This is a genomic window from Sediminibacterium ginsengisoli, from assembly GCF_900167075.1.
Classification (GTDB): Bacteria; Bacteroidota; Bacteroidia; order Chitinophagales; family Chitinophagaceae; genus Sediminibacterium; species Sediminibacterium ginsengisoli.
In genome coordinates, this window is record NZ_FUWH01000004.1 from 159,007 (window position 1) to 178,667 (window position 19,661).

Here is a 19,661-nt window from a genome sequence, read left to right on the forward strand (position 1 = left end):
ATGTTTACTAAATTAGATACTTTCACCATTCAATGTGATGTATGAAGCAGATTCTTTTTTTCATTTTTTCAGCCTGTTTAACATTTATGGCCTGTTCATCGCATAAAATAGCCAAATCGCCGGCAATCGAGCAGGGCATTACCGGCCGGGTGGTGGAGGAAACCGGCAACCGCATGCCCATGGTAGGCGCCCAGCTTCCGGAACCTAAAGGCGTGAAGGTCAAGGTACTTATATATGAACCAACCAATATCAGCCAGGTAACCCGCACCGGCACAGCCCCCCTATATACGGCTATTCACACGAAATTGATTGATTCGGTACAGACAGACAGCACAGGCTATTTTACCGTAGCGCTGGCACCCGGCTCCTATTCGCTGTTCATTAAACAGGGCAGGGAATATTACGGCAACCTTTTCGATACCCAGAACAATATTGCCCTTTTTACAGTGGGCGAAGGCCAGCTTACCCGCGTAAAGCTTACCATCAATACCGGCGCCGTTTATTAACCGTAAACGGGTTATCTTTGCATTCCTTTGGGGCAAAAGGACCTCTTTTGCAGAACAGGAGTTGCAACTATGAACCTGAATGTGTTGCTGGAGCAGTTTAAAAACGACCCCCGCCTTTTCCAGCTGGCGGACAGGCTTTCTTTTGCCGATACCCAGAAAATCTTCCTGAAAAACTTACAGGGCAGCAGTGCGGAATTCATCGTGAGTTCGGTTTTTATGCATCCCGCAACCGAGCAGCTTAACCACCTGGTGGTGTTGAACGATGCGGAAGAAGCCGCTTATTTCCACAATACACTGGAAAATCTGACGAATGCACTGGACCTGTTCTATTTTCCTTCTTCCTTTAAAAATCGCCGGAATTTCAGAGTGCTGAACAGCTCACATGTGATGCTGCGCACAGAAGCCCTTACCAAAATATCGGCCGGAGGCAACAGGAAAATACTCGTATCGTACCCCGAGGCATTATTTGAAAAAGTAGTATTACCCAATACGCTTAACAGTAACATCATCCAGATCAAAACAAACGACACCATCAACCCCGAAAGCCTGATGGAGCTGTTTGTAATGTATGGATTCCAGCGCACCGATTTCGTTTATGAGCCCGGCCAGTTTGCGATCAGGGGCGGGATCCTCGATATCTACTCTTTTGGTAATGAAAAACCTTACCGGGTAGAGTTGTTCGGCAACGAGGTAGACAGCATCCGCATCTTCGATCCCGAAACACAGCTTAGCGAACGGAAGCTGCTGCAGGTAAGCATTATTCCGAATGTGGAAACACAATTCGAAAGCAGCGAGAAAGTATCACTCGCAGAATTCCTTCCGGAGAATACCGTGGTGTGGATGAAAGACTGGGATGTGATCGATGAAAGGATCAGGCAGCAGCAGGAAGATCTTGAAAACTTTATCCAGCTGCTGGCCAATGGCGGCGAGACTTCCACCCAGACAGATGAAGACGATACCAAAATTGTAAAACAGGTAAGTCAGAAAGACTTTGTGTTACCCGATCAGCTTTCGGAACAGCTGAACAAACGTCACCTGGTGGAATTCGGTTACAAGGCGCAGTTATCCAATTTCGAGATCTCTTTCCATACAAGACCACAGCCCGCATTCAACAGGCAATTCGACCTGCTGATCAAGGATCTTAAAGCGCATGAAAGTGCAGGTTACGGCATTTATATTTTTGCAGAACAGGCCCGCCAGCTGGAACGACTGAACAGCATTTTCACAGATCTCAATACAGAGATCCAATTTGTTCCCGTGGCTACAAGCATACATGAGGGCTTTATCGATGAAGACCTGAAAGTGATCTGCTATACCGATCACCAGATCTTTCAGCGCTACCATAAATACCGTGTAAAGCAGGCTTATAACAAGAACAAGGCACTAACACTGAAAACCCTGCGCGACCTGCAACCGGGAGATTTCGTCACACATATCGATCACGGTGTGGGAACGTACAGCGGACTGCAGAAACTGGAAGTGAACGGCAGGCTGCAGGAAGCAGTGCGCATCATTTACAAGGACAGTGATATCCTGTACGTGAACATCAATTCACTGCACAAGATCTCCAAGTATACCGGCAAGGAAGGAACGGTGCCGAAGATCAACAAGCTGGGCAGTGATGTGTGGACCAAACTCAAGGACAAAACAAAAGCCAAGGTAAAAGAAGTGGCTTTTGACCTGATCAAGTTATATGCGCAACGGAAATCGCAGCATGGCTTTGCACATACGCCGGATAACTACATGCAGACCGAACTGGAAGCCTCTTTCATTTATGAAGACACGCCCGATCAGAGCAAGGCAACTGCAGATGTGAAAAAGGACATGGAGAATCCGGCGCCGATGGACAGGCTTGTCTGCGGCGATGTGGGTTTTGGCAAAACAGAGATCGCAGTACGCGCAGCATTCAAATCGGTGGTAGATGGTAAACAGGCTGCGGTGCTTGTTCCAACTACTATCCTGGCTTTCCAGCATTATAAAACGTTTAAAGAAAGATTGAAGGATTTTCCGGTTACGGTTGATTATATCAATCGTTTCAAATCTTCAAAAGAGAAAAAGGAAACACTTAAAAAATTAGAAGAAGGTAAGATCGATATCATTGTAGGAACACACGGTCTGCTTGGAAAAGAAGTAAAGTTCAAAGATCTCGGCATCATGGTAATTGATGAAGAGCAGAAATTTGGTGTAGCGCATAAGGAAAAGCTGAAAACGCTTAAAACGAATGTAGACTGTCTTACGCTTACTGCAACGCCCATCCCGAGAACGCTGCAGTTTTCCCTTATGGGTGCGCGTGATCTCAGCATCATCAACACACCGCCGCCGAACAGGCAACCGATACAGACAGAAGCGCATGTATTCAATGACGACTTCATCCGCGATGCAATCTATTTCGAAACCGAGCGCGGCGGGCAGGTGTTCTTCATTCATAACCGTGTACAGGGGCTTCCGGAAATGGCCGCATTGATACAGGGTCTGTGCCCCGATCTGAGTATCGGCTTTGCACATGGCCAGCTCGAAGGGCATGAACTGGAAGAACGGATCCTCGATTTTATAGACCGCAGGTACGATGTGCTGGTATGTACCAATATCGTGGAAAGCGGCGTGGATATTGCGAACGTGAATACCATCATCATCAATAACGCACACCATTTCGGACTGAGCGATCTGCACCAGCTGAGAGGACGCGTAGGACGCAGCAATAAAAAAGCATTCTGTTATTTATTGTCGCCCCCGATGAGCACATTGCCGGACGATTCCAGAAAAAGATTACAGACACTGGAACAGTTCAGCGACCTGGGAAGCGGCTTCCAGATTGCAATGCGTGACCTGGATATCCGTGGTGCGGGTAACCTGCTCGGTGGTGAACAAAGCGGTTTCATGGCCGATATCGGTTTTGAAATGTACCAGAAGATCCTGGAAGAAGCGATCAGGGAGCTGAAACGGACTTCATTCAAGGATCTGTTCAAGGAAGAGATCAGCAAGCAGGATGATTATGTAAGCGACTGTACCATTGATACCGATCTTGAAGTATTGATCCCTGATCATTATGTAGAAAGTATCACAGAAAGGCTTTCATTGTATACAAGGCTCGACAACTGCGAAAAAGAAGAAGAGCTGCAGGATTTCCATCGTGAAATGACAGACCGTTTCGGACCAATGCCATCACAGGTGGAAGATCTTTTCACTACTGTAAGATGCCGCTGGCTCGCGGTGAAGATAGGTTTTGAAAAAATGACGCTGAAAGACCAGACCATGCGTTGTTATTTTATCAACAAACCCGACTCGCCTTATTTCGAGTCAGAACTCTTTAAACAGGTATTACATTACCTGCAAACAGGCACCAATAAAGCGAGGCTGAAACAGGCCGGAAAGAATTTCCTGCTCGTTGCAGATAATATAAAAGATATGGAAGCCATGCATCGTTTCCTGCAACATATGCACGATCATGTAATTCCCGCAGTTGCAGGTGTATAAAAAATCCGGCAGTACATGTACTGCCGGAAGTAATTCATTTTTGCAGGTTATCAGGGCAAACTAGAAGTCTTTCTTAGCTACACCGTCAGCGATTGCCTGCAGTGCTTTAGCCTCGCTGAGAATAGCCGCCATTTTATTTCCTTTTCCGTCATGACCGGAAGCCATATAACCACCGCGGGCGGTTTTGGTAACCACAGCATCATGCATAGGAACATTTTTTTCTTTTGTTTTCAGGCAATATGCTTTGATCATCTTTGAAGTGTCCATAGTTCTTGAATTTACAGGTTAATAAATATCAGCCATTGTAAAATAAGACTTTTTCCGTCAAATACGGAAGAGTTCTTTTACAGCAATTCAATAGCGGACATCTTTTCGCTGCCGGCTGATCATTTCTTTAAACAAGGTTTCATCGATACTGAAAGTGAACCCATTAGATTCCATGAACAGCCATTTCTTCCCCGGTTGCCCGATACCATCCACATACCTGCTGCCATCGAATACACGTACTACGATCATCTTCACATAATCCGGCTCGAATCTTCCGGGGGCCGCACCTGCGCCAACAGGCTGCTTAACAGGGTATTTAGGACTCAGTCTCCCTTTGCCGAATGTACCGGAAGGTTCATCCCAGTCGCCATCCATTTTATCCATGGTAAGCAGGCTCTCCTTTTTCATATTCTCGTAATCTGTTCTGCTCACTTCCGAAAAAATGGTTGTGTTACGTTTTACCACTTTCCATTTACCGGATGGAAGCTGTGTACCCCACACAATTGCATTACCATCGTAATAGGGTGACAACAGGGGAATTGTTACAGTACTGGCAGGTGCTGTATTTCCGGAGGTGGATGTATTATTGTTCGATCCGGGCTGCTGCGCTGTATTCCTTGTATCCACCTGGCCGGGAATATAGATCTCACCGGTCTGTTGGTTATAATAGATCGGTGGCGGGAAATTGATACCGCTCAGATCTGTGCCTGTATAAGTTGTGCCAGGTCTTCTTCCGGGAGTAGCGGTAGCAGGAGTTCCGCATATGCGGAATTTCTCAATGACATTATTGTTGTGATAGATAAAAAGACTGTCGCCTTTACGGTAATAACGAACCGCTTCCCATTGCACTTCACTGCTGCCGGAAGATGAAGTATTATTACCCGGACCGGAAGTACTGGCACCATTCAGGTATTTGCTGATGTCTGAGGGATAATTCATAGACACGCCTGTGATCCGCAGGTTGATGATGGTAAAGCCGGCTTTATAAAGATCTTTTGCCTGCTGTGCATTCAGGCCGGGAAATACCTGCGACCAGTTGGGACTGCCGGCCATATCAAAATCCATCAGCTGTTTCTTGCAGATGTTTGTAACCACTGTTTTTCCGCCGCTGCTGATATCGTAACAGACATCAACGGAAGACAGTTTTATCTTTTCCGCAACTGCTGCGGGCAGGATGCTCATGAGATAGCGTTTCCCGCCATAATAAAAATAGCTGCCGGGTTTGAAACGACCTGCCAGTGCTTTGAATGTAGCATCTCCGAAAAAAACATCATACGTGATCTTCACGGTAATATTTCCCGCAGCGCCTTTTTGAAATGAGTCTGCTTCGTAGAAAAGTTCCTGTGTTGTTTCTACTTTGTAATCTTTGCTCTGGGCGGAAAGCAATGCTGATATTGCTATAAGGCCGGATAACAGCAGCAGCCGGATCATGCTTTTCATAAGTGGTCTTTGGACCGAAAGATACTGTGCAAAGAAGGGCCGGCATGTACCGATTTTGTGGTATGCAAAAGGGCCGGTAAACCGGCCCTGAAATATCTGTACTGTTTATCAGCAGTCTTATGCGTCGATCTTTGCGTATTTGGCATGGCTTTCGATGAAGTCGCGGCGTGGTGCAACATCATCCCCCATCAGCATACTGAAGATACGATCTGCTTCAGCGGCGCTTTCAATGGTAACCTGTTTCAATGTTCTGCGTGCAGGATCCATGGTGGTTTCCCAGAGCTGGTCTGCGTTCATTTCACCAAGACCTTTGTATCGCTGAACAGTAACACTGTCTTCTTTTCCACCACCCAGTTTTTCGATCCAGAATTTACGCTGCTCTTCATTGTAGGCGTATGCATTCTCTTTTCCTTTCTTCACCTGGTAGAGTGGCGGCTGAGCAATGTATACATAGCCTTGTTCTACCAGTTCTTTCATATAACGGAAAACGAAAGTGAGGATCAGCGTGGCGATATGCGAACCATCCACATCGGCATCCGTCATGATGATGAGTTTATGGTAACGCAGTTTTGCAATGTTCAGGGCTTTCGGATCTTCCGGTGTGCCAACGGTTACACCAAGAGCAGTATACATGTTGCGGATCTCTTCGTTCTCGTAGATCTTGTGCTCCATTGCTTTTTCCACGTTCAGGATCTTACCGCGTAAAGGCAGGATGGCCTGGTAGCTTCTGTCGCGCCCCTGTTTGGCCGTACCGCCTGCCGAGTCTCCTTCCACCAGGTAGAGTTCGCATTTTTCAGCATCGCGCTCACTGCAGTCGGCCAGTTTACCCGGGAGACCACCGCCGCTCAATACAGTTTTACGCTGAACCATATCCCTTGCTTTCTTGGCAGCAACACGCGCCTGTGCAGCAAGAACGATCTTGGATATAACATGCTTCGCTTCTTTCGGGTTCTCTTCGAGATAAGCCTCCAGTACACGCGCAACGGTGGTTTGTACAACACCGCTTACTTCACTGTTACCGAGTTTGGTTTTGGTCTGACCCTCAAACTGCGGTTCGGGTACTTTAACAGAAATGATGGCGCTCAGTCCTTCACGGAAATCATCGCCCTCTACTACTACTTTCGCTTTTTCAAAGAGACCTTCCCTGTCACCGTAGCTTTTGAATACGCGGGTCAGAGCCTGGCGGAAACCGGTTACGTGGGTTCCGCCCTCGATGGTATTGATGTTGTTGACGTAAGAGAAGATATGTTCCTTGAAATCGTCGTTATAGCTCAATGCCACTTCTACCGCAACATTGGTGGCGGCGTCATGACCTTCCACATATAAAGGATTGCTGATGATCGGTGTTCTGTTACCGTTCTTATCGAGCATGGATACGAATTCGATGATACCACCTTCGCTGTAGAAGTTTTTGGAATACACATTACCTTCTTCATCTTTCTCACGCAGATCTGTAAGTGTGATGCTGATGCGTTTGTTCAGGTAGGAAAGCTCGCGCAGACGGGCTTCCAGTATGTCTTTCCGGTAAACGGTATCCTGGAAGATGGTTGCATCCGGCCAGAAATGAACCAGTGTACCTGTGATATCGCTGGTGCCGATCTCACGCACCGGATACTGCGGAACGCCGATCTTATATTCCTGTTCGAATATTTTGCCTTCACGGTGAACGGTTACATGCAAAGTGGTACTGAGTGCATTCACACAACTCACACCCACACCATGCAGGCCACCGGAAACCTTGTAAGTATCTTTATCGAATTTACCGCCGGCATGCAGTACGGTCATTACGATCTCAAGAGCGCTTTTCTGCTCCTTGGTATTGATGCCGGTAGGGATACCACGTCCGTCATCCTGCACGCTGATCGAATTGTCTTCGTGAATAGTTACCGAAATGTTTTTACAATAGCCGGCAAGCGCTTCATCGATCGAGTTATCCACCACCTCGTATACCAGGTGGTGAAGTCCTTTTACACCCACATCACCAATATACATCGCAGGCCTTTTGCGTACCGCTTCCAGACCTTCCAGTACCTGTATACTGTCTGCACCATATGTCTTCGGCTGCGGAGTCTGCTCATTCAATTGTTCCTGGCTCATAAATGCTTGATAATCCTGTGTTTTTAGTGAATTTGACAAGTGTACAAAGTTAATGAAAATATAGGGCTTTCAGGCATGGAAACAAGCCTAGTTTTCCCCATCCCGAAGCCTGTAATTTACCTGATATGACCGTTTTATGACGCATATTCACAACCCGCCTTTAGGTAATTGAATGTTTGTACATTAATTTTGTAGCTATGGTACAGGTAATGGATATACTGAAGATGACAGGCAAGCCGGCAAGTGAGATGGAAATGGATCTGTTATACCAGAAGGACCAGCATGTGCCGGGTTCTATCCAGTACAACATCAAACGGTATTATGCGCATCACCCGTGGGTGGCGGAAGATACGGGTATGATGGTGTATCATTACAGTACCAGCCGCTCGGAGGAGAATTACCTGGAGCTTCGTTACTGTACTACGGGCAACCGGTATTGTAACCAGAAAAGTTGCAGCGGCTGTGCGGAACTGCCAACAGACAACTGCAGCGGCAAACACCAGACGGTGGATGTGTTCACTTTTCATTTTACGGGTACTTTCCTGCAGCAGTTTGTACATAATGTAAAGCTGAGTAACAGGAAGGATGAAGTGCTGGCATTCAAACACCCGCACGCTTTTACCAAGATCTTCCCCCTCTGTAACCGTAAACGCAACGCGCTCGATTCATTGCTGAACCACAGCTATTCCGGTGCGCTCGAAAATATCTTCGTCAACGCCAAAGTACACGAACTCCTGCTGTACAGCCTGGAATGTCTGGTAGACGAGAAAGAAGAAGGCTTTACCTGTAAGTTCCTGGCAGACGAAAGCGGCCGCGATCGCATTTACCAGGCCCGGGAGATCCTGCTCCAGCATATTGGCGACCCTATCACCATCAAGGAACTCAGCCGTAAAGTGGCTATGAACGAATGTTACCTTAAGAAAGGATTCAAAGAGGTCTTCGGTACCACTATATTCGATTTTTACCAGCAGCAGCGCATGGAGCATGCCAAATACCTGCTCTACGAAAAAGGCCTGAGCGTAACCGATGTATCCGCACTGCTCGGCTATTCGTCGATCTCACATTTCTCGGCAGCTTTTAAAAAACATACCGGTATCAAACCCTGCGAACTGCTGAAATGATTTCCCCCGCTCATCCCCGCGGTTTTATCATATAGGTTTATGCGTCTATCTTTATAGAGCTAACCAAACCATTATGAGAAACATATTTGCATTTGCCCTCCTGTTATTGCTGAGCTCCTGCAGCAGCAGTAACCAGGCAGACCTGATCATTCATCATGCAGTGATCTATACCGTAGACAGCAGTTTCAGCGTTGCCGAAGCCATGGCTGTGAAAGACGGTAAAATCCTTGCAACCGGCACCAACGATGACATTCTGAAAAAGTACACATCTGCCAACAGCGTGGATGCCGGCGGCAAAACCATTTACCCGGGCTTTACAGATGCACACGCACATTTTGTAGGCTATGGCCGTTCGTTATTCCAGGTAGACCTCTTTGGTACCACCAGCTGGCAGGAAGCGGTTGAACGCGTTAAAGCCTTTGCTGCCGCACACCCTGACCTCGAATGGATCCAGGGACGCGGCTGGGACCAGAACAAATGGCCCGGTAAAAGTTTCCCGCTGAACGATATGCTGAATTCGGCTTTCCCCGACAAACCGGTAGTACTCACACGCGTAGACGGACATGCGGCTATTGCCAACCAGAAAGCGCTTGATCTTGCAGGTATCAAAGCCGGACAAACCATCACCGGCGGCTCTATCGAAACCATCAACGGAAAACTGACAGGCGTACTGATCGATAATGCCTGTGGCCAGGTATATGCAAAGGTTCCAGCACCCTCTAAAGAAACCTATGCCCAATGGCTGGAAGCTGCACAGAAAAACTGTTTTGCGCAGGGACTGACCACCATTACGGACTGCGGATTAAGCTACCGAGATGTGGATTATATTGACGCTCTGCAGCAGGAGGGCAAACTGGATATGCGTTTATATGTCATGCTCAGCGACGACCAGGAGAACTACGATAAATACCTGAAAAAAGGTCCTTACAAAACAGAAAAGCTTTTTGTAAAAGGGATCAAGGTATATGCCGACGGAGCGCTTGGCAGCAGGGGCGCATGCCTGTTACAGCCTTACAGCGACAAGCCGGGCTGGCAGGGATTCCTGTTACGCAACAAAGAACATTATGACTCACTGGCACAGGTACTGGCCGGAACGGATTTCCAGATGTGTACACATGCGATCGGCGACAGCGCCAACAGGGCCATCCTGAACATTTATAACAAATACCTGAAAGGCAAAAACGATAAGCGCTGGCGCATAGAACATGCGCAGGTGATCAGTCAGCAGGACTTCCCGCTGTTTGGTTCAGCATCCGTTATCCCTTCCGTGCAGCCTACGCATGGTACCAGTGATATGTACTGGGCAGGAGAAAGACTGGGCGCTGAAAGACTGAAAGGTGCTTATGCATACAAACAATTGTTACAGCAGAATGGCTGGCTCCCGCTGGGAACGGATTTTCCTGTAGAAGATATCTCACCGTTTAAAACCTTCCTGGCAGCTGTGGTACGTAAAGATGCAAGCGGATATCCTGCAGCCGGATTCCAGATGGATAATGCACTCTCACGTGAAGAAGCGATCAGGGGAATGACCATCTGGGCAGCAAAAGCCAATTTCATGGAGAAAGAAACCGGTAGCCTGGAGGCAGGTAAGAAAGCTGATTTTATCCTGCTCGACCAGGACCTGATGAAAGTTGCCGATACATCCATCCTCAAAGTAAAAGTAACTGCCACCTATCTCGGTGGTAAGAAAGTACACGGTTAGATTTTATTGAGATATCCGGATATAATAAAAAAGACTGCAATACATGCAGTCTTTTTTATTATCGTTCAATATATCTTTTCCTATTCATAACGCAGTGCCACGATCGGGTTGAGCCTTGCGGCTTTCATGGCAGGATAAATACCTGCGGCCAGACCAACAACCGAACAGATCACAATACCAATGATCACCCAGGCCCAGGGCACTATGAAGCCGGTTTTGAGAATGATGCCGAATATATTTCCGACCAGGACGCCGAGTATGATACCGAATAAAGCACCCAGCAGACTGATGATCATACTTTCGAACAGGAACTGCTGCCGTACATTGCTGCTCTTTCCGCCAATGGCTTTGATCAGTCCTACTTCTTTGGTGCGTTCATTTACCGCCACAAGCATAATATTCATTAACCCGATTGCCGCACCGATCAGTGTGATAAGACCGATGGCGCTGGCTGCACCGGTAATGCTGCTCAGGAAGCCGATGAACATTTCTGCAAACTTATCGCTGCGTTCGATCACAAAATTCTCTTCTTCCATGGGTTCCAGTTTGCGCACTGCACGGAAAACCGAAGTGGCTTCATCCGTAGCGGCTTCCAGCTCATTTACATTGCCAACCATTACGCCTACCATATAGGAAGGTGTAATATTTTCGAACCGGCGGATATTGGTATAGGAGGTGATGATCACATCATCCTGACGCATCATAGCACTTGAGCCCTTGCTTTTCAGGAGGCCCACCACGCGGTATGGCATACTTCCGATGCGGATGATCTTATCCACTGCCCGTTCCGGTCTTTCGCCAAAAAGTGTGGATGCCACATTGCTGCCGATCAGGCAAACGTTTCTTCCGCTCTGCACATCGAGGCTGTTGAGATTCCGTCCTGCCTGTACAGTATAACCGTTTACCTGCAGGTAATTCTCATCACCACCCCATAAATTGATCTGCGGATTGGTTTTTTTCTCTTCGTAATGAATCTCCTGTGCACCCGGGCCCCGCCTGTATATGCTCACCATTGCTCCCGGAAAGTGATAATTATTCTTGAAGAACTCTGCGTCTTCTTTACGGATGGGTTTGCCGAGGTTTGATTTCTTTGCCTTTCGGCCGCGTACTGTTTTTTTTACTTCCGTATTCCCGCCTCCTATCCGCACCCGTGATTCTTTGAACCGGATGTTGAAGGCATTCGCACCCATAGAAGAAAAGCTCTCTTTCAGGCTCTGGTTCATGGCTTCAATGGCGGTAATAATACCGATCAGCGCCATAATACCGAAAGCGATAATAGCAACAGTGATCCCCGTGCGCAGTTTATTGCTGCGTACAGTCCGCCAGGCCAGTGAAAGAGAATCGAGCGTTGTCATGTCAACAATATTTCATTCAACTTCCCACTAAGATAGCTGAGATTGCCCATCCCGGCAAAGACTGCCGGGATAAATATGAGGAATGGCTAAAAATAGAACAGGTTCAGTACCAGCGAAGGCGCAATTCCCAAAAGGATGATGAGGATCGCCAGTAGTACCATGCCCGCTTTAAAGCCGGATGTGATCTCTGTCTGTACGGATGGGGTACCTTCTTTGAAATACATAGCCTGTATTACCCTGAAATAATAGTACACGCTAACCGCTGCAAATAATACCGCAACGATCAGCAGCCAGAGTGGTCCGCCTTCTTTTACCATAGAAGCCAGCATATAGTACTTCGCAAAGAAACCACCCGTAAGCGGGATACCGGCCAGCGACAACAGGCAAACCGTTGTAGCGAAAGCAAGTGCAGGGTGCGTTTTTCCGAGTCCGTTAAAGTCATCGAAAGCATAATCCTTCAGCTTGATCAGCACGGCGAAGATGCCGATGGTGGCCAGACTGTAGGCTACAGAATATAACAACAGCCCTTCTTTCGCCATATCATTGCTGCTGTACAATGCAAAGAGCATAAAGCCCGCCTGCGCAATACTTGAATACGACAACATCCTTTTCACACTCTGCTGGAATACTGCAGTAACGTTACCGATCAGCAGGGTGGCCACGATCACGAATGCGAGTAATATTTTCCAGGTTGGTCCCAATATCGCTGTATGTCCTTCAAACAGGCGGATAAAGGCGATAAAGCCGGCAGCTTTTACCACTGTAGCCATAAAGGAAGTGAATACGCCCGGAGCACCATCGTACACGTCCGGCGTCCAGAAATGAAAGGGAGCAGCCGATACTTTGAATGCCATCGACACAAACATCAGTATCATACCTGCTACTTCAAGGAAGGATGCTTTGATACCTCCGGTTGCGGAAAGCGCGACCGGGGCATTGGTATGTAATGCAAAAGAACCTGTGGCACCATACACCAGTGCAATACCCATGAGCATGATTCCTGTAGAGAATGATCCCATCAGGAAATACTTGAGTGATGCTTCATTGCTTCTCAGGTTGCGTTTGTCGGATGCGGTTAAGATATAAAGCGGGATCGTCAGGATCTCGATACCCAGGAACATCATCAGCAGGCCGTTGAACGATGAAAGTATACTCACACCGCACAATACAAAGAAGATAAGCGCAAAATATTCAGCAACATTTACACCGGCATTCTCTATTTCTTTTCCGCTCAGTAATACATAGATCAGCGTTGCAGTGAATGCAAGTGTATTGAATACCAGTCCGAACTTCTCGAAGCTGAGCATATCGCGTGTATCCACGCTGATCTGCCAGATACCATATACCTGCAACAGGTTCGCCGCGATCAGTACCACGAGCGCGATAGCTGCAATGTATTTTATTACAGTCTTTTTGCTTGTGATAATGCCGCTGTACATCATCACCACACCTGCTAATGCCGAAAATATAATTGCATTCATAAAACCCAAAACCCCGGGGGGCTTTTGCTGAAAGCCTTTCAGCTTTCAAAATGATAGAATATTTTTTCTTCCCGGTATCCGTTAGAATACCTGCTTTTAACGTCCTGCCATTACCGCGTTCACCGTGTCTTTGGTAAGATCGATCAGCGGTTGCGGATATACACCCAGCGCAATGATCAGCAGGGTGATGATCACCAGTACCCATTGCACATTTTTATTCGCTTCCTGCGCATTCGCTGTTGCTGTAACCGTGTTGCCATAAAATATTTTCTGCACACTGTTCAGCGTATATACTGCTGCCAGTATAATGCTGATCCCTGCTACCGCGGCGATCCATATATTATAACGGAACAATCCGTTGAACATCAGGAACTCGCCCACAAATGCGTTGGTGAGCGGGAGTGCAATATTGGCGAATGCCATCACCACGAACAGGATCGCCAGTGCCGGTGCTTTTTGCGCCAGACCACCCAATTCACTGAACCTGCGGGTTCCCAGTTGTTTCTCAATCGCATCTGCCACGATCCACAAACCGATCACGTTGATACCATGGTTAAACATTTGTATCATCACGCCTTCGAGGCCTGGTTTGTTCATTGCGAATATGGCTGCACACATCAGACCGATATGCGCGATAGATGAATAAGCGATCATTCGTTTGATGTCATCCTGCCTGATAGCGATCAGCGATGCATACAGCATACCGGTTACAGATAATATAATGATCAGTTTGCTGTAATGTGCAGCAGCATCCGGGAATACCGGCAGCAGCCAGCGGATCACTGCGAAGATTCCCATTTTCACCATGATACCGCTCAGTACCATAGTGGTTGCCGTTGGCGACTGCTCGTAAGCGTCGGGCTGCCAGGTGTGAAAAGGAAATACCGGCATCTTGATGGCGAATGCCAGGAAGAACAACCAGAATACAAACTGCTGTGAAGCTCCCTGCAGTTTAACACTATAAAAAGATTGCAGTGCGAAGGAATGATCCGGTGTCTGGAAATAGATCACGAGTATTCCTATCAGCATCAGCAAAGAGCCTACGAATGTGTATACGAAGAATTTGAATGTTACCTGGATCCTTCTTTCTCCGCCCCAGATCGAACAGAGGAAGTAAACGGGGATCAGCGCGAGCTCCCAGAAGAAGTAGAACAGTAGTGCATCAGTAGCCAGGAATACGCCCATCAGACCCGCCTGTGCAAGCAGCATCAGTCCGTAGAAACTGGCAGGCTTCTGGTAGTTGTTCTTAAAAGTGGCGCCGAAAATGAGCGGGAAGGATACGGCAGTAAGCAGCGTCAGCATTTTCGACATACCATCGAGGCTGAGCGAGAAGCGGGCTCCCAGCGGTTGTATCCAGCTTGCATCGAAACTCTGTTGCGCAGGATAACAACAAACGCCTGCCACAGCTACAGCCAGCGTAATTACAGACGCGAGCAGAGCCCAGGTTTTTGCCAGGCTTCCCTCTTTCAGGAAAAAATTGGCAAGGCCTCCTACCAACGGAACCGATATCAGTAAAACAGGAATCATATCTTTTCTTTATCTAGCCTAAGCAGTTTAAAATATTTTACTAAGGAAATCCATGATCGTTTGGTCATTGAACCATATCAGTACAAACACAACCATGGCCAGTACCATCACCAGGATGTAATTGCCTACCTGTCCGCTCTGCAGCAGGCGCAATTGCCTCGATCCATAACCTACCAGCCGGCCTACCCCGTTCACAACGCCATCGATACCGCTTTTCTCTACCACATTTTTCAGGAAACCTGCCAGTGCGTTCAGCGGGTTCACGATCACGGCATCATAGAGTTCATCGATATACCATTTATTTTCCAGCACTTTGCCAAGACCTGTGTTTTCTGCACCGTTATCCTGGTATTTACGGTATGCATTCACCGCCAGGATGATCACGATGATGATCGCTACGGTTGATACACCCATGAACATATATTCAGTTGATGCTTCGAGGTGATGGTGTTCCGCCAGTTTTGCAGACTCAGCAAAGACCGGTGCGAGGAAATGTTCCAGCTGGTGCCCGTGTTCGATCATCACATCCGGAATGCCGATCCAGCCGCCGGCTACAGAAAGGATCGCCAGTACGATGAGCGGAATGGTCATTGCCGACGGGCTCTCATGCAGGTGATGCTGCTGCTCATGCGTTCCGCGGAAATTACCGAGGAAAGTCATGGTGTATAAACGGAACATATAAAATGCGGTCATCAGTGCGCCGCCAAGTCCGATATAATAATACAGCGGGTTCTTGCCATAAGCTGCCATGAGTATTTCATCTTTCGAAAAGAATCCGGAAAACGGAGGAATACCTGCGATGGCAAGACAGGCCAGTAAAAAAGTAATATGGGTAACCGGCATGTATTTTTTCAATCCACCCATTTTGCGGATATCCTGCTCGTGGTGCATCGCGTGGATCACAGAACCGGCACCGAGGAATAACAGGGCTTTGAAGAAAGCGTGTGTCATTACGTGGAATACCGCGCCTGTATAAGCGCCTACACCAAGACCCAGGAACATATAACCCAGCTGACTCACCGTTGAATAAGCCAGTACTTTTTTAATATCGTTTTGTTTCAGTGCGATGGTTGCGGCAAAAATCGCCGTTGCCAGGCCTACCACAGCTATCACAGTTTGTGTGGCAGGTGCGAGGGTATAAAGGATATTGCTTCTCGCGATCATGTAGATACCGGCTGTTACCATGGTTGCAGCGTGGATCAGCGCAGATACGGGTGTAGGACCCGCCATCGCATCCGGCAGCCAGGTATAAAGCGGCAGCTGCGCACTCTTACCCATTGCACCTACAAACAGGAGCATAGTGATGGCAGTGATATCGAAAGTACTGAGCTGCGCAACATTGGCAAACACATCGCCATAGGTTACGGTACCTAATTTGAAGAGCAGCCAGAATACAGCCAGCAGGAAGCCGAGATCACCGATCCGGTTCATCACGAATGCCTTTTTGGCCGCGTAGTTGTAATTATCGTTTTTGAACCAGAAACCGATCAGGAGATAAGAGCAGAGCCCCACACCTTCCCAGCCAATGAACATGATCACATAGTTCGCGCCGAGCACCAGCAGGAGCATGGAGAAAACGAAAAGATTCAGGTAAGCAAAGAATCTTCCAAAATGCTCATTCGGTTCCTCATGCATATATGCCGAAGAATACAGGTGGATCAGGAAACCGATGCCGGTGATGATCAGCAGGAAAACAGAAGACAGCTGGTCTACCTGGAAAGCGAACGGAATACTGAAACTTTCGGTACGGATAAAGCTGAACAGGTTCACTACCGTAGCGCCATGTTCTTTCACATCGAAAAAGATGCACAGACTCACAATGAACGACGCCAGTATGGCACCACTGCCCACAATGCCTACCATGGTCTTGGAAAGTGACTTTCTTCCCAATCCATTGATGAGGAACCCCAGCAGGGGAAATAAAGGAACTAAATAAACAAGTTTGCTCATACCCTAAATCCCCGGAGGGACTTTTAATGCACCTGTTAAGATGCTTGATTAAACTTTAAGTTACTATTCTCAGATCTTGTGCAGGGCACAGGATCAATTCTTTAACCTGTTGAGAAAATTGATGTCCACCGAATGCGTATTCCGGTACATCATTACAATAATGGCCAGTCCCACACTTACTTCCGCCGCTGCCACTACCATGATAAAAAATACAAACAACTGCCCGTCGATACCCGCTTTTGTAGTTGAATCGATGGCCAGTGCCGCACCGTGGTGCATTTTTGAAAAAGCGACAAGCAGCAGGTTCACGGCATTCAGCATCAGTTCTATGCACATGAAAACAACGATCGCATTACGGCGCGTCAGTACGCCGATGATACCGATGCTGAACAGTGCGAGACACAGGTAGATATAATATTGTATTGGCATATTCTGCTTCCTCCGTTATTGATTGCAACGCATTTAAGCGCCTGTTAATATTCTTATCCGGACTTGCCGGGTTTTTATTTTTTACCGATCACGATCGCTCCTACCATAGCACTCAGGAACAATACGCTGCTGATTTCAAAAGGCACCACATAATCACTGAACAATGCTTTACCCAGGTTTTTGATCAGGCCTACATTTCCGCTGCCCATCAGTGCCGTGCGCTGCTGCATATCAGTTGCCTGGCGTACCAGCGATACCAGTACCATCAGGAAACAGCCGCCTGAGATAACGCCTGCCATTTTCATCCAGATATGTTTACGGGGTTCAGCTTCACTGTTCAGGTTCATCAGCATGATCACAAAAAGGAACAATACCATGATGGCCCCTGCGTATACGATCAGGTTTACAATGGCCAGGAACTGCGCATTCAGCAATACATAATGACCCGATATGGCAAAAAATACCACAATCAGCCACAATACACTGTGCACCGGGTTCTTGCTTACCAACACCATGATCGCACTGAAGAGCGCCAGCGCTGTAAGAAAAAAGAATAATATTTGAATCGTACTCATTTTATAGCAATTAGCTTCGGTCTGTAAGTTGTTATAAATATGTATTGATCTACATGTCCGGTTCCTGGATTACTGACCTTCTCCTTTTGCCGCGGCGAATCCTGCCGGATCTTTTGTGGGATCGGGGATCAGCAGATCATCCTTACCGTATATAAATCCTTTTCTTGCAAAATTGGCCGGTGCAAATGTTTCACTGAGATAAATCGCATCTTTCGGACAAGCTTCTTCGCAAAGTCCGCAGAAAATGCAACGCAGCATATTGATCTCATACCTCGCCGCGTATTTCTCTTCACGGTACAGGTTTTCTTCTCCCGGTAAACGCTCTGCCGCTTCCATGGTGATGGCTTCTGCCGGGCAGGCTACAGCACATAAACCACAGGCCGTACAACGCTCCCTTCCCTCTTCGTCGCGGTTCAGCACATGCAAGCCGCGGAATACCGGGCTGAACGGGCGTTTTTCTTCGGGATACTGAATAGTAGGCTGCTTCTTGAATATATGACTGAACGTGATGCCCATTCCCTTGGCAATAGAAGGCAGGTAGAGTTTTTCCATGATCGTCATGGGTTTCCTGTTAACTGCCTGTGCCCTGTTTGTTAATGCCTGCATAACCTGTTCCTCATGGGAATTTAAATGATTGCAAAAATATTTTTATCGCCTATTGATACCAATTTTATCTGGCTCCTATACACCTGCTTTCCAGAGTATCGCTGCCCCTGTGATCAGCATATTCACCAATGCCAGCGGGATCATTGTTTTCCAGCCCAGGTTCATCAGCTGATCATAACGGAAACGCGGGATTGTCCAGCGGATCCACATGAACACAAATATAAATATCACGATCTTGGTAAGCAATGCCGCTACTCCTATTATAGCCGCGATATTCGGTGCCAGCGTGCTTTCATCGAGGAACGGTACATCGTAGCCTCCGAAAAACAGGCAGGCCATCACCGCGCTGCTCATGATCATATTCACATATTCGGCAAAAAGATAAAAACCAAGTTTCATTGACGAATATTCCTGGTGGTAACCGAAGTTCAGTTCATTCTCCGCTTCCGGCAGATCGAATGGCGTACGGTTACATTCTGCCAGCGCACACACAAAGAAGATCAGGAAGCCCAGCGGCTGGTAGGCGATATTCCACAGTCCGCCCTGTGCCATCTGCTCTTCCACTATTGTTTTCAGACTCAGCGAACCGGAAAGCATCAGCACTGCGATCAGCGAAAGCCCCATAGCCAGTTCGTAACTGATTGCCTGTGATGCGCCGCGCAAAGCCGCCATCAGCGAGAATTTATTGTTAGATGCCCAACCTCCGATCATAATACCATAAACACCCATGCTCACCACACCGAAGATGTACAGGATCCCGATATTGATATCTGCGATCTGTAGTTCTATTTTCCTGCCGAACATCTCCACATGGCTGCTCCACGGAATCACCGCACAGGTCATCAGCGCTGCCGTCATGGCCAGCCCGGGGCCGAGAATAAACAGTACCCTGTTGGATGTATTGGGAATGATCTCTTCTTTCATGATAAGCTTGAGGCCATCCGCAAACGGCTGCAGCAACCCGAACGGACCGGCACGGTTTGGACCTGGCCTGTCCTGCAGCACAGCTGCCACTTTACGTTCTGCAAAAGTGGTATACAACGCAATGCCAAGGCTGCCGAAAACAACCACTGCGATCAGCACCAGCTTTTCAATCAATAATCCCCAATCAATAGCAAGTAGTGTCATGAG

15 protein-coding genes are annotated in these 19,661 nt (G+C 47.6%); 4 read left to right on the forward strand and 11 right to left on the reverse strand.

Annotated features, from left to right (window positions below; genetic code table 11):
- The first annotated feature begins 86 nt into the window (after positions 1 to 86).
- A complete protein-coding gene (locus B5D42_RS08870) occupies positions 87 to 506 on the forward strand; it encodes a carboxypeptidase regulatory-like domain-containing protein (RefSeq protein WP_139367070.1) in 420 nt (139 codons plus the stop codon).
- A gap of 69 nt (positions 507 to 575) precedes the next feature.
- Positions 576 to 3,980: a transcription-repair coupling factor gene (gene mfd / locus B5D42_RS08875; RefSeq protein WP_078831126.1), complete on the forward strand. Its 3,405-nt coding sequence runs from the start codon at positions 576 to 578 to the stop codon at positions 3,978 to 3,980.
- A 60-nt stretch (positions 3,981 to 4,040) separates the two neighbouring features.
- On the opposite strand, the gene B5D42_RS08880 is transcribed toward mfd, so the two are convergent.
- The 3 genes from B5D42_RS08880 to gyrB all read right to left on the reverse strand — a co-directional run bounded on the left by B5D42_RS08880 (position 4,041) and on the right by gyrB (position 7,784).
- The gene (locus tag B5D42_RS08880) at positions 4,041 to 4,247 is read right to left on the reverse strand and encodes a hypothetical protein (protein ID WP_078831127.1); all 207 of its coding nucleotides are present in this window, start codon (positions 4,245 to 4,247) and stop codon (positions 4,041 to 4,043) included.
- Between the two features lie 87 nt (positions 4,248 to 4,334).
- Positions 4,335 to 5,687, reverse strand: a complete 1,353-nt coding sequence (locus B5D42_RS08885; protein ID WP_078831128.1) for a hypothetical protein — start codon at positions 5,685 to 5,687, stop codon at positions 4,335 to 4,337.
- 117 nt (positions 5,688 to 5,804) lie between these two features.
- Entirely contained in the window at positions 5,805 to 7,784 is a 1,980-nt protein-coding gene (gene gyrB, locus B5D42_RS08890) for a DNA topoisomerase (ATP-hydrolyzing) subunit B (protein WP_078831129.1), read from the reverse strand.
- A 197-nt stretch (positions 7,785 to 7,981) separates the two neighbouring features.
- Between gyrB and B5D42_RS08895 the strand changes: the two genes are divergently transcribed.
- Both B5D42_RS08895 and B5D42_RS08900 read left to right on the forward strand, forming a co-directional pair.
- Positions 7,982 to 8,905 carry a helix-turn-helix domain-containing protein gene (locus B5D42_RS08895; protein ID WP_078831130.1) on the forward strand — a complete coding sequence of 308 codons (924 nt, stop codon included), beginning with the start codon at positions 7,982 to 7,984 and terminating at the stop codon, positions 8,903 to 8,905.
- Between the two features lie 73 nt (positions 8,906 to 8,978).
- On the forward strand, positions 8,979 to 10,607 hold the full coding sequence (locus B5D42_RS08900) for an amidohydrolase (protein WP_078831131.1): 1,629 nt from the start codon (positions 8,979 to 8,981) through the stop codon (positions 10,605 to 10,607).
- 80 nt (positions 10,608 to 10,687) lie between these two features.
- Here the strand turns inward: B5D42_RS08900 and B5D42_RS08905 are convergent, their stop codons facing one another.
- The 8 genes from B5D42_RS08905 to nuoH form a co-directional block, all read right to left on the reverse strand.
- On the reverse strand, positions 10,688 to 11,962 hold the full coding sequence (locus B5D42_RS08905; protein WP_078831132.1) for an ABC transporter permease: 1,275 nt from the start codon (positions 11,960 to 11,962) through the stop codon (positions 10,688 to 10,690).
- 86 nt (positions 11,963 to 12,048) lie between these two features.
- Positions 12,049 to 13,443 carry an NADH-quinone oxidoreductase subunit N gene (locus B5D42_RS08910; RefSeq protein WP_078831133.1) on the reverse strand — a complete coding sequence of 465 codons (1,395 nt, stop codon included), beginning with the start codon at positions 13,441 to 13,443 and terminating at the stop codon, positions 12,049 to 12,051.
- 96 nt (positions 13,444 to 13,539) lie between these two features.
- Entirely contained in the window at positions 13,540 to 14,970 is a 1,431-nt protein-coding gene (locus B5D42_RS08915) for a complex I subunit 4 family protein (RefSeq protein ID WP_078831134.1), read from the reverse strand.
- A gap of 27 nt (positions 14,971 to 14,997) precedes the next feature.
- Positions 14,998 to 16,920 carry an NADH-quinone oxidoreductase subunit L gene (gene nuoL, locus B5D42_RS08920; protein ID WP_078831135.1) on the reverse strand — a complete coding sequence of 641 codons (1,923 nt, stop codon included), beginning with the start codon at positions 16,918 to 16,920 and terminating at the stop codon, positions 14,998 to 15,000.
- Between the two features lie 93 nt (positions 16,921 to 17,013).
- On the reverse strand, positions 17,014 to 17,349 hold the full coding sequence (nuoK, locus tag B5D42_RS08925; RefSeq protein WP_078831136.1) for an NADH-quinone oxidoreductase subunit NuoK: 336 nt from the start codon (positions 17,347 to 17,349) through the stop codon (positions 17,014 to 17,016).
- A 74-nt stretch (positions 17,350 to 17,423) separates the two neighbouring features.
- Positions 17,424 to 17,924, reverse strand: a complete 501-nt coding sequence (locus B5D42_RS08930; RefSeq protein ID WP_078831137.1) for an NADH-quinone oxidoreductase subunit J family protein — start codon at positions 17,922 to 17,924, stop codon at positions 17,424 to 17,426.
- A 69-nt stretch (positions 17,925 to 17,993) separates the two neighbouring features.
- On the reverse strand, positions 17,994 to 18,530 hold the full coding sequence (gene nuoI / locus B5D42_RS08935) for an NADH-quinone oxidoreductase subunit NuoI (protein ID WP_078831138.1): 537 nt from the start codon (positions 18,528 to 18,530) through the stop codon (positions 17,994 to 17,996).
- Between the two features lie 75 nt (positions 18,531 to 18,605).
- Positions 18,606 to 19,658: an NADH-quinone oxidoreductase subunit NuoH gene (gene nuoH, locus B5D42_RS08940; RefSeq protein WP_078831139.1), complete on the reverse strand. Its 1,053-nt coding sequence runs from the start codon at positions 19,656 to 19,658 to the stop codon at positions 18,606 to 18,608.
- Positions 19,659 to 19,661 lie beyond the last annotated feature (3 nt).